Origin of the sequence: Flavobacterium sp. MMS24-S5, assembly GCF_050320125.1 — a bacterium.
In the GTDB taxonomy this organism is placed as follows: domain Bacteria; phylum Bacteroidota; class Bacteroidia; order Flavobacteriales; family Flavobacteriaceae; genus Flavobacterium; species Flavobacterium tyrosinilyticum.
In genome coordinates, this window is record NZ_CP190016.1 from 2804484 (window position 1) to 2819135 (window position 14652).

Annotated in this window: 11 protein-coding genes; 4 read left to right on the top strand and 7 right to left on the bottom strand. The window is 33.6% G+C overall.

What is annotated here, in order from left to right; translation table 11 throughout:
• The first annotated feature begins 140 nt into the window (after window positions 1-140).
• From ACPWTF_RS12970 to ACPWTF_RS12980, 3 genes are all read left to right on the top strand, one after another.
• Complete coding sequence (locus ACPWTF_RS12970; RefSeq protein WP_427871435.1) at window positions 141-1568, top strand: MATE family efflux transporter; 1428 nt, start codon at window positions 141-143, stop codon at window positions 1566-1568.
• 121 nt (window positions 1569-1689) lie between these two features.
• On the top strand, window positions 1690-1947 hold the full coding sequence (locus ACPWTF_RS12975; protein ID WP_427871436.1) for a type II toxin-antitoxin system Phd/YefM family antitoxin: 258 nt from the start codon (window positions 1690-1692) through the stop codon (window positions 1945-1947).
• 5 nt (window positions 1948-1952) lie between these two features.
• Window positions 1953-2228: a Txe/YoeB family addiction module toxin gene (locus ACPWTF_RS12980; RefSeq protein ID WP_109191262.1), complete on the top strand. Its 276-nt coding sequence runs from the start codon at window positions 1953-1955 to the stop codon at window positions 2226-2228.
• 61 nt (window positions 2229-2289) lie between these two features.
• Here the strand turns inward: ACPWTF_RS12980 and dusB are convergent, their stop codons facing one another.
• Window positions 2290-3282 (bottom strand): tRNA dihydrouridine synthase DusB, encoded by a 993-nt coding sequence (gene dusB, locus ACPWTF_RS12985; RefSeq protein ID WP_427871437.1) that lies wholly within the window; start codon window positions 3280-3282, stop codon window positions 2290-2292.
• Between the two features lie 219 nt (window positions 3283-3501).
• Between dusB and ACPWTF_RS12990 the strand changes: the two genes are divergently transcribed.
• Entirely contained in the window at window positions 3502-4605 is a 1104-nt protein-coding gene (locus ACPWTF_RS12990; RefSeq protein WP_427871438.1) for a hypothetical protein, read from the top strand.
• A 48-nt stretch (window positions 4606-4653) separates the two neighbouring features.
• On the opposite strand, the gene ACPWTF_RS12995 is transcribed toward ACPWTF_RS12990, so the two are convergent.
• The 6 genes from ACPWTF_RS12995 to ACPWTF_RS13020 form a co-directional block, all read right to left on the bottom strand.
• Window positions 4654-5952 (bottom strand): phenylacetate--CoA ligase family protein, encoded by a 1299-nt coding sequence (locus ACPWTF_RS12995; protein ID WP_427871439.1) that lies wholly within the window; start codon window positions 5950-5952, stop codon window positions 4654-4656.
• Window positions 5949-7613, bottom strand: a complete 1665-nt coding sequence (locus ACPWTF_RS13000) for a C45 family autoproteolytic acyltransferase/hydolase (protein ID WP_427871440.1) — start codon at window positions 7611-7613, stop codon at window positions 5949-5951. Before ACPWTF_RS13000 ends, ACPWTF_RS12995 begins: the two co-directional genes overlap by 4 nt.
• 7 nt (window positions 7614-7620) lie before the next feature.
• On the bottom strand, window positions 7621-9138 hold the full coding sequence (locus ACPWTF_RS13005; RefSeq protein WP_427871441.1) for a phytoene desaturase family protein: 1518 nt from the start codon (window positions 9136-9138) through the stop codon (window positions 7621-7623).
• A complete protein-coding gene (locus tag ACPWTF_RS13010; protein WP_427871442.1) occupies window positions 9135-12812 on the bottom strand; it encodes a 1-acyl-sn-glycerol-3-phosphate acyltransferase in 3678 nt (1225 codons plus the stop codon). Before ACPWTF_RS13010 ends, ACPWTF_RS13005 begins: the two co-directional genes overlap by 4 nt.
• A gap of 162 nt (window positions 12813-12974) precedes the next feature.
• Window positions 12975-14150, bottom strand: a complete 1176-nt coding sequence (locus tag ACPWTF_RS13015) for a DUF2062 domain-containing protein (RefSeq protein WP_427871443.1) — start codon at window positions 14148-14150, stop codon at window positions 12975-12977.
• Window positions 14151-14165: 15 nt separating this feature from the next.
• Window positions 14166-14651, bottom strand: a complete 486-nt coding sequence (locus ACPWTF_RS13020) for a hypothetical protein (protein ID WP_427871444.1) — start codon at window positions 14649-14651, stop codon at window positions 14166-14168.
• Window position 14652 lies beyond the last annotated feature (1 nt).

The following is a 14652-nucleotide window of genomic DNA, read 5'->3' on the forward strand; positions in this document are numbered from 1 at the left end:
TGCCTTGAAAATCTACAGCATATGATTGTTTCTGCCTAATCCTATTTTATTTTTTTAGAATAATTAGGATACTTACGTTTACTTTTTTAGTTCAGATTAAGATACATCTGGACCAATTTTATTATTTATCCTAAAATATCATGACAGAAACATCTATAAAGAAAAGCTTCTTTTCTAAAATTTTTACCACTTTAAAACAAGCCTTAAAAGGCGACGAGTCTTTTGATTATACTTCTGGGAGTATCAAAAAAGCAGTAATTCTACTAGCCATTCCGATGGTTTTAGAAATGATGATGGAATCGGTTTTTGCTTTAGTCGATTTATATTTCGTTGGACATTTAGAACATAGTAGTTTTGCCATTCAGACCGTTGGTTTGACCGAATCTGTATTAACAGTAATTTATTCTCTCGCAATTGGAATGAGTATGGCAGCAACAGCAGTTGTGGCAAGAAGAATTGGAGAAAAAGATCCTGTCGCTGCAGCAAAAGCTGGAATGCAAGCCATTATAATTGCATTTGCAGTTAACAGTTTGATGAGCATCTTCGGGGTTATTTATGCCAAAGAAATTTTAATTTTGATGGGATCTTCTGTAGAATCTGCAGAACATGGTTTCCGATTTACTCAGATTATGATTTGCTCTAGTTTGTGCATTATGCTTTTGTTCTTAATAAACGGAATATTTCGCGGAGCAGGAAATGCAGCCATTGCCATGAAAAGTCTTTGGATCGCGAACATTTGTAATATTATTTTGTGTCCAGTTCTAATTAATGGTTTAGGGCCAATTCCCGCTTTCGGACTAGTTGGTGCAGCTTTGGCAACCACTATCGGAAGAAGTATTGGAGTTTTATATCAGGTTTACCATTTGTTTTTTGGAAACGGCATTTTAAAAATCAAAATACCTTATTTCGCTCCCGATTTTAAACAAATACGAGCTTTGGTAAAAATTGCAGCACCTGGAATTCTGCAGTTTGTAATAGCATCTTGCAGCTGGATTTTCTTGGCACAATTAGTCGCGACAACGGGTGGTGATCATGGTTCTGCAGGTTATCAGACAGCTTTAAGAATTATGATGTTTTTCATACTTCCAGCTTGGGGATTGAGTAATGCCGCTGCGACTTTGGTTGGACAGAATTTAGGAGCCAAACAAATCGAACGTGCAGAAAAATCGGTTTATACAACAGCAAGATATAATGTAATTTTCATGGCTTCGATTATGATTATTACGTTGGTTTTTGGACAGTATATTATTTCGTTTTTTACGAATGATGAGCAAGTAAAAACCATTGCAATTGAAGCATTGCAAATCATGAGCATCGGTTTTATTTTCTACGGAATCGGAATGGTTTTAATTAATACTTTCAATGGAGCAGGAGATACCTGGACACCAACTGGAATCAACTTTTTCGGATTTTGGCTGTTTCAAATTCCACTTGCTTATGTATTAGCCAAACATTTTAATATGGGACCAACAGGAGTTTTTATTGCTATTCCTGTTGCTGAAACTGCGATTACTTTGGCTGGAATTGTTTTCTATAAAAGAGGAAAGTGGAAACGAGTTCAAGTATAATAAAGAAAACGGCCTTCATAATTGAAGGCCTTTTTTTCAATTAAAAGTTAAATATTTTACATAGCCAGTTTATAAATGTAAAATATTGTACCTTTGAACGTACGTTTTAAAGTACCAATTTATGAAAGCAATTACGATATCAGCATTAAGAAAGAATATTAAAAATTATTTTGATGAAGTTTCAGAATCATCAGAAATAATTGTTGTTCCGAGAAATTCGGAAGAAGATGCGGTTGTAATAATTTCTATGAAGGAATACAATTCAATATTAGAAACACAACATTTGTTATCAACTAAAGCAAATAGAAAAAGACTTTCAGAATCTATAGAACAAATGGAAAAAGGAAAACTTGTGGACTTTAACCCAGATGAAATTTAGATTGTATGGATATTTGTTTTACTAAAAATGGTTGGGAAGAGTTTGAATATTGGTTAGAAAACGATACAGATACCGCGATAAAAATAAAAGAATTAATAAAATCTATTCGGGAGAATCCTTTTAAAGGAATTGGAAAACCGGAACCTTTAAGACATGATTTAAAAAGTTTTTGGTCTCGTCGAATTACAGGAGAGCATCGGCTGGTTTACAAAGTTTCTGGAACGAAAAGTGTTGATCAAAAATGTGTGATTTTACAATGTCGATTCCATTATGATGATTAAAAAGAAAGACCTTCAAATTTTTGAAGGTCTTTCTTTTTATAGTTCTTTATCAAAGATTATTTTAAACAAATTCATATCCAGCATAAACCTCTTCAATCTCTTTCATAATAGAGAATAAATCTTCAGGAGCATCAGTGGTAACTAATTTTTGTTTGAATTCTTTGAAGGAATGAATTCCTTTGAAATAGTTTGTATAATGACGACGCATTTCTACAATTCCTAAACGCTCGCCTTTCCACTCCATAGACCATTTTAAGTGGTTTCTTGCAGCTTCAACACGATCAATAACCGTTGGAGCAGGCAAGTGCTCGCCAGTTTTGAAATAGTGCTTGATTTCGTTAAAAATCCACGGATAACCAATTGCTGCACGGCCAATCATGATTCCGTCAATTCCGTATTCGTTTTTATATTTTAATGCTTTTTCCGGACTGTCGATATCACCGTTTCCGAAAATTGGCATTGTAATTCTTGGGTTGTTTTTTACTCGTGCAATATGCGACCAGTCAGAATGACCTTTATACATTTGAGCACGAGTTCTTGCGTGGATTGTTAAAGCTTGAACACCAATATCCTGAAGCCTTTCTGCAACTTCATCAATATTAATCGAGCTATCATCCCAGCCTAAACGCGTTTTTACTGTAACTGGTAAATCAGTTCCTTTGATAACCGCTTTCGTTAAACGCACCATCAAATCAACATCTTTTAAAACTCCTGCTCCAGCACCACGACAAACAACTTTTTTTACCGGACATCCAAAATTGATATCCACTAAATCTGGTTTCACAGTAGAAACAATTTTAGACGACATTTCCATTGCTTCTTCATCACCACCAAAAATCTGTATTCCAACAGGACGTTCGTAATCAAAAATATCCAGTTTCATGCGGCTTTTTATAGCGTCACGAATTAATCCTTCCGACGAAATAAATTCAGAGTACATCATGTCCGCTCCATGCGTTTTGCATAACCTGCGAAACGGCGGATCACTAACATCTTCCATCGGAGCTAGTAATAAAGGAAATTCGGGTAATTCTATGTTGCCAATCTTGACCATCTTCGTAATTTTTTGCAAAATTACAACATTTAGTTCAATTTGTACCAAATTGAGGTTCAAAGGTTCAGAGAGACAAAGGTTCAAAGTTTATATTGTAAGTATTGGTTCACAAAAAATAATTTAATAAAATAGGATTTATCTTAAATTTATATATTTGATGATTATGTTATTAACCCAAAATACCACATTAATCCCATGAAAAAATTAAAATTTCTGATAATGTCATTCATTGTTTTGACATTTGTTTCTTGTTCTGAGGAAAATATTTTAAAAAATGAAAATCTTGCAGAAACAGCCACAGTATCAAATATCGCAAGTACAAGAAAAACATCAACACAAGAAAACTGTTCTTTTGCTAAAGTGAAAGTTGAACCAGAAGATAATTTATATAACTGTCATGGACTTTCATTTGTTTTAAGTGAAAAATATCTAGAAACAAAAGAAAAAATAGATTTGCCAGGAGATGTTTATACTAGGTTTATTCAAAATGGAATATTTGTAGAAGATAGCAGCAGCAACGCCACAAAAGTTATTTATTGGAATAATTTAACGGATTATAAAAATCGTAATTTTATTGGAGTCGACCATTCTGCAATTATTGTAGAAGGCGATAACATTGTATATTCTAAACAAGGAGCTAATGAAGTATTTCAAAACTGTATCAATGATGTTTATTTAGCAGGTACACACTATTATAGAACCTATGCTTTAAACCTAGCTTTAAATCCTTACGAAACCAACCCAACTAGAAAAGTGCCATTTACAATTTCTGCAATACATAATGCAACAAGCATTTTAGATGTTCAATATGCTTGGGATGCAGACCCAGCTGATTATAAATATTTGCGAATGATTGGAAATGGATTTAGTTGCAGTTTTGAATTTAAAGGTGAAGCTCCAAGTAAGGCATATACATTTACATTAAAAGCAAAACATCAAAGAGGTAAAATTAATGGCGTTTCATTTGAAAAAGAGGCAACAAAAAAAGTTACAATTAATTTAACAGGAACTCCGGAACCTATTCCCACTGCAAGTTTTACAGGTTCAACTTATGTAACAAAAACATCAATGGGATCTTGGTCTGCAACAGCTTCAGGAGGAACCGCTCCTTATTCTTATTATTGGTGGATTAAACGTCAACAAGATCCAGATTCATTTTACTTGCAAATTGGAACAGGTTCAGAGTTATATTTATTGACAAAAACATCAATTAAATCTACTTATTATAATTTATACGTAAGAGTGGTTGATGCCAACGGCCAGTCATTTTCAACTGCACCACAAGTAGTTCAATCGACTGGTGTGTTAGAAGAAGCTTATTAAATAAAAAGAAAAAGCCTAGTTTGAATAAACTAGGCTTTTTTTTATCTCTTAAACAGAAGTTTTTCTATAATCAAAAAATCGAATTGGTTTTCGGCTCATTGGATTAAAAACCAACGGATTTAAAACTTCTTTTGAAGCAAATTCTATTTTTGGAGTCACTCTCAATTTGGCTCTAAAGTGATCTTTTATTTCTTGTAAAAATTCTGGGGTTTGATTTTTTACCGCAATTTTAATCAAGATTTCATCTGTGCCTAAATCGTTAGTTGAAATTTCAATCAAATGATTTTCAATATTATCAAAACTGCTTAGAACATCGTTCATTGCTGGTGGATAAAGAGTTGTGCCTTTATATTTAATCATTTGTTTTTTGCGGCCAACAACTGAACCAACACGTAAAGTATTTCTTCCGCAAGCGCAAGATTCGTCGTGAAACTGAACCATGTCTCCCGTTTTAAAACGCAGTAAAGGCATCGCTTCAATTCCTAAAGTAGTGAAGGTTAGTTCGCCCGTTTCCCCGTTTTTTACTGGCTGATTATTTTCGTCTAAAACTTCAACAATGATCAATTCTGGGTGATGATGTCCGCCTTTTCCGTGTTCACATTCTGTAAAAGCGGTGCTCATTTCGGTAGAAGCATAAGTAGAAAACAACTTAATATTCCATTTGTCAGTAATTTTTTTAGATAAAATATTCATGGAGAAATCTTGTTCTCTCAAAGATTCCCCGATACAGATGGCACCTTTTATGCTCGAATTGTTATAATCGATTCCGTGCATTTCAGCATATTCGATTAATTTTAAAAGGAAAGAAGGAACTGTAATCAAATAAGACGGATTGTATTTTAAAATAGAATCCCACTGCATTTCTGGAATTCCAGCGCCAACACGAATTACGCCCACTTTCAGTTTTCGAAGTCCTAGGAAATAAGCCAAACCAGCCATAAATTTTCTATCGATTGTGGTCATTAACTGTACCACATCGCCTTCTGCAATTCCAGCGCAGGCAAATGAAATCGCTTCATTATAAGCCAATCGATCTAAGTCAGAATCGGTTAGACCAAAAGTAACGGGATCGCCTAAAGTTCCCGAAGTCGAAGCGTAATCTATAATTTTATGTTGCGGAACACACAAAAAATCATCATTGTATTGCTGTAAATCTTCTTTGGTTGTAACAGGTAAATGTTGTAAATCTTCCAGCGTTTTTACTTTCGAAATATCAATATTCTGTCCTGCAAAAAGTCTTTTATAAAAAGGAGAATTCTCACTGATATAAACTAAAAGTTCGGCTAATTTTTTTTCTTGAAAAATTTTAATCTCTTCTAAAGAATCTTTTTCTATTGCTGGAATCATTGTAATTTTCTTTTGACTTTTTTTAAATATTTTTCAATCTCTTCTTTTTGAGGAACTGTAGTGATTTCATGACTTAATGCTTTTTCAAAATTAAGCTTTGCCTGAAGAAATTCCTTTTTTTGGTAAAAGTACAATCCTGCCTTATAATATACAACCCAATAATTAGGGTTTAATGCTTGATAATTCTGAAGAAACTCAGAAGAAACGTTTTTTTTCCTTTCTAAAATGGAATCTATTTTATGATCTTCAATTTTAAATTTTTTAAAATTCTGAAAAGCGGTCGTTTTAAGAAAAGGATCTTTGGCAATATTCAGATTTTCTTTTTGAAAAGATTTTGCTGCATTTCTATTTTCAGCAAAAATGGAATTTAAATCATAACAAACAAATTCGCCCAATTGAAACGGATTTGCCGAAACCCAAACTAATTTTTCTTTTGGTTTAAAGATAATTCCGTGATGCGCCAGTAACTGATTGAGTGCTTTTTCATTTCCATATCCCAAAGAAATATTTTTTAAGCCATTTTTGTCTCGAAGAATTTCTGAAGCAATTTCAGGATTTACTTTCGGATTTTCAGACAGCAATTCCTGCATTCTTTCATAACGGTATTCTGAATGGCTGTTGGCAATTTGTTCCAGATTTCGTTTATCTTCTTTGAAAGCTTCACCTTGAAAATGATTCGAACAAATTAATTGATCGCTGTTTGGAACATCATAAACGTCCATTTTATTTGGAGAAACTTCAATTAAAATGGCTTTGTTATCACTAGCGCTTCCAACCATAATGGATTCAGAAACAAAGACTTTTCTTTTTTTTGCAATGGCAATGGCTTCGTCCAGATTTTTCGCATGTTGCAAAATTTCTCGGGTCAAGATCGAAATCGGAGTTTTGGCACTCAACGGAATTTTAGATTTAGAAGCATTTATCGTTACAGTCAATCCTTTGTAATTCATTCCAGAAACGGCTCCGATCATTCCGGGCCAAGTTACCATCATAAACGGATATCCTTCTTTTGGTTTGATAAAGGCCGCGATTTTATTTTCCGCGAAAGCGTCATTCACATAAAAATCAAAATTTCGAGCCAGAATTAAATTTCCATCTTCCGATTTTTCGTTCCAAGCTGCAAAAGAAGAACAGCCCACTAATGCCAAATCTTGTAACGCGTGTCCAATATCATGAGCGGCATGTAAGTACAAACTGCGCTGATATTGCGGTGCGATATTATCAAAGTCATTCGAAGTATATTGCGAAACGCCATAAATTTCGGTTTGATATTCGTCAGGAACATTCAAGTATAATTTTCGATTATACCATTTTAAAAACTGACGAAGCATTTTCTGCTGGAATTTTGACGGAATTAAATCGGTTATTTTTGAGAAAAAAATACGCTGTTGTTTGTGCAAAAGAGAATCAGTCAATGCGCCAGTCGAAAGTCCAATTTCTAGGGGATCACCTTCTACATATAATTCCCAAAGACCTTGTTTGTTTTTTAAAAGTGAATTTTTTCCAGAGAGAAAAATACTGTCTGATATTTTTTCGACAATAGGTTTTGTCGAATTAAAAGCAGTGATATCTGGTATATGTTTTTTTGATTTTGAAGTACCGCAGGAAGTCATCAAGCTTAAAAAACCGATAAGGAAGAAATAAAAAATTCGGCTTTTCATGATGCAATTATTCAGATGCTTTTTTAATTTTTTCCAGCAGATATTCTTTTCCTACAATTTCAGAGCAAGTTATGACCGCTCCAACCGTAACACCCAAGACACCATGCATGTTAATACTTTGGCCTGTAAGATAAAGATTTTCTACCTTAGTTTTAGTCGGAATCATAGTTTTCATCGGATTATTTGAATCTTTAACATATCCGTACATATTTCCGCCGTCTCCGCCAATATAATCACGATAGGAAAGTGGTGTTGAAGTATGCGCTGATTTGATGCAATCTTTTATCCCAGGAAACTTTTTCTCGATTTCTTCTAAAAATTTAGCCGCTTTTTTAGTTTTGAATTCCTCATAACTTTCTCCTCGATCATTTTCTTCAAAAGTGGTATTGAAAGTGTTTTCCCAAGTTTTAACATCATCATATTTCATATAAGTCAAAAACGTCATTCCATCTGCCCATTCTTCGTCTTTTTTCGACGGATTCATAGAAGCCATAAAAGTTTTTGGCCACGAATTTTCGTCATAATCATAAGCGGTCCAGACATCATTAGCACTTTTAAAATGGTAATAATTATGATTGATATATTTAAAAGTTTTAGGTTTAAAAACGATATACAAACTGAAAGCAGAAAGTACGTTTTCCAGATTTTGAATTCTATTGAAAAACGGTTTTCTAAAGTTTTCCTGACCCGCCATTTTCAAAGTCGTTTTTGGTTCGATGTTCGAAATAAAATAGGTTCCAGAAACCTCGGTCCCGTCTTTCATTTGTACCGAATTTACCTTTTGGTTTTCGACTTCAATTTTGGTGACTTCTTTATGTTTGAAAAACTCTCCGCTATATTTTTTTAATTGTTTTAGCAATTGTTTAGTAATTTGACTTCCGCCATTTACACATCGCCATGAACTTTCGATATACGAATTGACTACAAGCGCATGAACGTAAAAAGGCGATTTGTCAGGAATTCCGGCATAAAGAAAATTGGATCCAGCTAAAACCGCTTTCAGTTTTTCATTTTCAGTAAAAGAATCTATAGTTTCTTTCGCGTTAAGCGCTAAAATTTCATCATCATATTTTCCTTGCGATTCTAGATTGTAAAGCGGAAATGTTTTGCAGACTGCTTTTATTTTCTGGCAGTATTGTTCGAGATTTTCTCTTTCTTCAGGAAAGTATTTTGTCAGTTGCTGAATGAAATTTTCGAAACCTTGCGCATGCGGATATTCGGTTTTATCATCATCAAAAGAAATAATATCAAAACCATTTTCGTCCAGTTTTTTTAGATTCAAATGATCCATTATTCCGACATATTTGAAATACTGATGAAGATTCTGACCTTCGCCTAAACCTCCGATATAATGAATTCCTGTATCAAAAATGGTTTTATCTCTAACGAAAGTCTGAAGATTTCCGCCATATTGATTGTTTTTTTCGAGTACACAAACGCTGTAGCCTTCTTTTGCCAGAATAACAGCAGAAACTAATCCGCCTAAACCGCTGCCAATTATAACTACATCGTATTGTTTTTTCATCCTTTTTTCTTTAAAACTAGTAAAGCATTTTCTTCAGAAACAATTTCAAAATTCTCAAACTGACTTTTTAAACGAGAACAATTGACTAAAATTATAAAAGAAACGTTTAGAATCTGTTTTTCGATTTCATCGTGATAGCTTTCGTCAGAAATTAGAAGTACATCATAATGATTTTCAGATGGCGATTCTAATTTGTCGAGATATGTTATTTTTCTCTTTTTAACTAAATAATTCGTTTTGGCAACCAGCAATTTTTCTTCATCATTTATAAAAGAAAATATTTTTCGCTGTGGTTCTTGTAAAGCCAATAAAACATCCAATTGCCCATAATCGTTTCCTAAATGAAGGATTTTTGCTTTTGGCTGAACGTATTTATTTAAGCTGAAATACGTTTCGAGATTCTGTTTCAAATCCTTTTTTACGCTTTGCCCAATTTCAATTTCTTTGTAATCATAACTGTTGATTAACATTGTTTTGAAATAATCTGGGCCTTCAAGTTCTTGTCTAATTTTGCGATATTCTGCTTTAAAGAACGAACTGATTTGTTTGGTTCTTTCGGCATAATTATTTCCAAACGAAAGATCATCTGGAGCAATTCTTTCTAGAATTGTAACCGTTAATTTTCCGTGGTGAATAACAAAATCCCCTTTTGGAATTAGTTCTGAAGCACCATGAATAACAACCGGAATAATATCGAGTTTAAATTCTTCGGCAAGGAAAAAAGCACCTTTGTGGAATCGTTTAATCACATTGCTTTCGGAACGTGTTCCTTCTGGGAAAACCATTAACGAATAGCCTTGTTCTATTTTTTTTCGCAAATGTTCAACACCGCCTTCAAGACCTTCAGAAACGGGATAAAAACCTGCTTTTCTAACAACACCACCAAAAATTGGAGAGTTGTAAACCCAGTCGCTCACCAAGAAAATGATTTTTGGACTCAGCATTCCGATTGCTAAAATGTCTAGAAATGAAGAATGATTTGCAATAATTACGGCTGGTTTCTCAAAAGTTTCATTGAAATTATTAACAACTTTTTTACGAATAAACGGATTCGAATACAGTACCGATTTCATGAATTTTGAAATCACATATCGGAAAGCTTTCATTTTGGATTTTTTGCTGAAAGGCAAAATCGGCATAATAGTAAAACTGAAAACCGACATTATAATGCCGCCCAAACCATAATAAGCAAATGAAATTACGCCATGGACAAAAGTTCGCAATTGAAAAGGCGGATTTCCTTTTTTAGGACGATTCGATAAAAACAGTTTGAATAAAATCGGATAGAAAATAAAAGTAATAATCAACGCTGCAAAAACTCCAATTAATGAAACTAATGAGATTGAAGTAAGCGCAGGATGTTTAGCAAAAATCATCGCACCAATTCCTAAAATTGTCGTGATTACAGCCAAGATGATAGAGGTTCTGTAAATTGCAATTTCGTTGACTCCATTGGTGTATTCTTTTTGCAAGGCGCTGGTCATGAAAATACTAAAATCGACTCCGTGACCAAAAATTAAGGTGCAGACAATCATACTGAAAATATTCATCTGAATGCCAAAAATGCCCATAATTCCTGCGGTTACAATTCCGGTTAAAGCGATTGGAATACAGCTTACGATTACTAATTCGATTCTTCGGAAAAAGAAAAATAGAATTAAAATTACCGCTACAAAAGAATAATTTACTAACGAATTAAAATCGGTTTTTAAAGTGCTGAAAAACGTTTCGTTCATCTGCTGACGATCGATTGCAATCACGTTTGCCTTTGCGGAAGCCGATTTTACAAAAGCATCTCGCTGTTCTGGAGCAACTTTTACTAAAGTTGAAATAGTATAAAAACCATTTTTTTCGGTTATGAATTCTTGTAGTTGAAGTGCTTTTATTTGAAGATAATCTTTGGCAGAAATCGGTTTGAAATCAAAATCTAAATGATCAAAAAATAAATTATAAGTTGAAGGTTTAAAACCAAGTTTAGCGCTTTCTGAAATTAATTCAGATTTTATAAATTGTTTTTTCTGCGAAGTCCAAAACGAATTCCATTTTTCAATTTTTTTGATTTGTTCCTTTTGCGAGAGCACAATTCCACCAACTGAACTGAAATTTAGAATTTTATCTTGATTTTTTGCTGCAGATAAATCATCAAAAAGCTGACTATTATGCTGTAAAGCTTCTTCTATTGTTTTTCCGTACGAAGCAACATAAATCGTTTTGGAAGTTAAACTCGTGCTTTCCTCCAACTGTTTTTCGGCAGCTTTAATTTCTTTCGGAATAAAATTCAGCTGCGATAAATCGTTATTGAAACCTACATCATTATAAGTAAAACAGCAGATAATGGTAATGATAACACAAAGCCCGATTAAGATTTTATTGTTGTGAAAAGAAAAATGAGCCATTTTATCAATCACATTCTTTTTATGATCTGCCGGATTTTCTTTTGGTTTATATAAATGAGGAATAATCAAAAGAGAGAAAATAGCCGAAGCCATAACGATAACAGCAGCGAAAATTCCGAGATCGTTTAAGGCATCCGATTTTACAAAAAGCAGACATAAAAAAGCAACCGCAGTTGTAGAACTGCTCATGATGACTGGCATTGTAATGTCTTTGTACAACGTTTTTACATCGCTATTATGTTTGTAATGCGTAAGAATATGAATAGAATAATCAATCGTGATTCCCAATAAAATAGAACCAATTCCTAATGAAATTGCTGAGATTTGTTCTCTAGCGAAATATAAAAACGCCACAGCAAATAAACCGCCAAAAACGGTTGGCAAAAATATAATCAGCGGAATTAAGACTTTTCTATAAAATAAAATCAGAATCAGCATTAAAGTAAACATCGCAATTGATGTCGTTAAAATAATATCTCCTTTAATCTGATTGGCATTGGCAACCGCTATTAAAGCAGAACCAAAATAACTGATCGAAGTTTTTCCTTTAAATTGGGTATTTAGATTTTCCTGAATCGATTTCAATTTTTCAGCAAAAATGGTATTCTTTTCTGTTTCGCTCGACGGAATATTGGATGTGATAAAAAGCAACAATTTCTTTTTATCCTTCGTCATTACAAAACCATTTTCCAGCGTAAAATCGTCGCCAATATTTAATTGCTGTAATTTTTTTAAAGCGATAAAAGAAATCCCAAACGGATCTTGCAGAATAAAATCTTTGGTAATAAAGCCAGACGGAGAAATAATCGATTTGTAATTTCCTTGAACGGTTGCTGCAATACTGTCTTTCTTCAATTTCTTCTCTATAGCAGCATAATCGTTATCATCTAGAAAAAGCGGCAGATTATTGTAAACAAAATCTATAGTTTCCTGAATGTTTTCTTCGTCAATTTTTCCTTGAATTCCGGTTATGTATGGTTTGCAGGATTTAGAAACGCTGTCTGAAAATACAGTTGCCATTTCTTTCAAATCCTCGGCAGAACCATTTTTATCCAAGCTAAAAATTACGGTTGTTTTATCCGCAAAATTTAATTGTTTTAAGACTTTGGCAGTAACATCGGTTTTGTCGTTGGTTGGGATAAGTTTGGTTATATCTTCTTCAAACTTTAGTCTTGAAGCAAAAAATCCAAAAACCAAAAGCATCAGAACAGCCAATAGAACCGAAAGAGATTTTCTTCGGTTTACAAATAAATGAATGGCGTAGAAGTATTGATGCATGGTAATTTTATTTTTTTGCCATAGATAAAAAGATTAGCTTTAGTTTGTCACCCTGAGCGAAGTCGAAGGGCGTTCCAATTGGACGTGGGCTTCGACTTCGGTCAGCCTGACAAACTAGATGTAAAAATCATTTTAATCCTTTTAATCTGTGGCAAACTTAACTTAAATATTCGGTTTGTTTTTAGAACTAAAAGCCGTTAAAAGCAAATAACTTATGAGACCAACTGATAGTGCTGAAACGGTTGCTAAAATAAGACTTCCTACGATATATTGCGTAGCATTTTTTTGAATATCGTCGAGCGTGATTGAACTATCTAAAACCAACGGCGCGTCGCTGGATACAAAAACACTTCCAACCTGAAGTGAAGCATAAACAATAAACGGAATAAAAGGCGGGAAACTTACATTTGAAGTAAGATAGGCAATGACTTTGTTGAGTCTGAACAAAGCGGCAAAAGTAAAAAGCAGAATGGTTTGAAATCCCCAAAAAGGCGAAAGTCCGATAAAAATACCAAGAGCAATTGCTGCAGATTTTTTAAAATTGGAATCGTTGCTTTCTAAAATATCTTCTAGGAAGAATTTTTTAAAACCTTTTTTTTTAGCTCTTCTAAAAAAATCTCTCGGTTTTATATATAGCAAAGCATTGGTAACCAAAACCGTATTCAAAATACTGATTCGGGTAAAATCTTGAAACGGACGAAAATGTGAAACTCTTTCTGCAGGATTGTATAAAACCTGAATCGGAATATTTTTTACCACAATTCCTTTCCAAGCAGCTCGCACGATAACTTCGATTTCAAACTCAAATTTATTGGTATAAAAACGTTTTGGCAGTAATCGAAGCGGATACAATCTAAAGCCAGATTGTGTGTCGTCTAGTTTAATTCCAGTTTCAAACTTGAACCAAAAATTAGAAAACTTGTTGCCAAAACTGCTTTTCTTCGGAACATTTTCCTGAGTCATATTGCGACTTCCAATCAAGAGAGCGTTTGGCTCATCTTGAATTGCTTCCAAGAAAACAGGAATATCTGCTGCAAAATGCTGTCCGTCAGAATCGATTGTTATGGCATATTCAAAATTTAATTCCAATGCTTTTCTAAATCCGTTTCTGAGCGCTCGTCCTTTTCCTAAATTTTTATGATGGTGAATTTGAGTAAGCTGTAAATATGATTTTAGAATTTCGCTCGTAGAATCAGTTGAGCCGTCATTGACAATAATGACATTTGTGGTGAAATCTAAAATAGAATCCAATACTTTTTTCAGCGTTTTTTGATTATTGTACGTAGGTACAATAACACAAAAGTTGGTCGAACTAAGTAATTCTTGCTGTGATTTCATGAGGTGTTATTGCGCTTACTTTACAAATTGCTTCTCTTTTTCGGAGAAACTTTTAGATTGTAAAACAAAGTCTTTAAGATAATCTTTCAAAGCCGCACCTTGTGATGCATAATATGTGGTTATGAATTTTTTATCTTCTTTAATGTTTTTCTTGTAGCCTGTAATACCAGGAACATTTTCCTGAATACTCAATCGAATCATTCGCATTTCGATATTGCTTGGATCACTTTTTATTGTTGCTTCAAGCAATTTTGCACCTTCTTTAAAACGTTCCATTTTCTGGCTTAATTTTTTTTCAAATTTAGAATCCAATAAAATAGAAGCCGCTTTATAAGCCAATAAAATTTTATCATCATTACTTGAAACACCCGCAAGTTTGTCTACAAACTCTTTGGCGTTGGTTTCTGATTTTGCCACATCAGAATACATTTTGCGTATCGAAGCCAAATCTGGCGTTCCAGCAAAACCTATCCATAAAAATAAGGTCAGTAATAGTTTCATA

What these genes read in the sequence shown, in the direction of transcription:
- ACPWTF_RS12975 (WP_427871436.1), top strand. Translation starts at nt 1,690, where the DNA reads ATGAAAGCAATTACGATATCAGCATTAAGAAAGAATATTAAAAATTAT.
- dusB (WP_427871437.1), bottom strand. Translation starts at nt 3,282, where the DNA reads ATGGTCAAGATTGGCAACATAGAATTACCCGAATTTCCTTTATTACTA.
- ACPWTF_RS12990 (WP_427871438.1), top strand. Translation starts at nt 3,502, where the DNA reads ATGTCATTCATTGTTTTGACATTTGTTTCTTGTTCTGAGGAAAATATT.
- ACPWTF_RS13015 (WP_427871443.1), bottom strand. Translation starts at nt 14,150, where the DNA reads ATGAAATCACAGCAAGAATTACTTAGTTCGACCAACTTTTGTGTTATT.
- ACPWTF_RS12995 (WP_427871439.1), bottom strand. Translation starts at nt 5,952, where the DNA reads ATGATTCCAGCAATAGAAAAAGATTCTTTAGAAGAGATTAAAATTTTT.
- ACPWTF_RS13010 (WP_427871442.1), bottom strand. Translation starts at nt 12,812, where the DNA reads ATGCATCAATACTTCTACGCCATTCATTTATTTGTAAACCGAAGAAAA.
- ACPWTF_RS13005 (WP_427871441.1), bottom strand. Translation starts at nt 9,138, where the DNA reads ATGAAAAAACAATACGATGTAGTTATAATTGGCAGCGGTTTAGGCGGA.
- ACPWTF_RS12980 (WP_109191262.1), top strand. Translation starts at nt 1,953, where the DNA reads ATGGATATTTGTTTTACTAAAAATGGTTGGGAAGAGTTTGAATATTGG.
- ACPWTF_RS13020 (WP_427871444.1), bottom strand. Translation starts at nt 14,651, where the DNA reads ATGAAACTATTACTGACCTTATTTTTATGGATAGGTTTTGCTGGAACG.
- ACPWTF_RS12970 (WP_427871435.1), top strand. Translation starts at nt 141, where the DNA reads ATGACAGAAACATCTATAAAGAAAAGCTTCTTTTCTAAAATTTTTACC.
- ACPWTF_RS13000 (WP_427871440.1), bottom strand. Translation starts at nt 7,613, where the DNA reads ATGAAAAGCCGAATTTTTTATTTCTTCCTTATCGGTTTTTTAAGCTTG.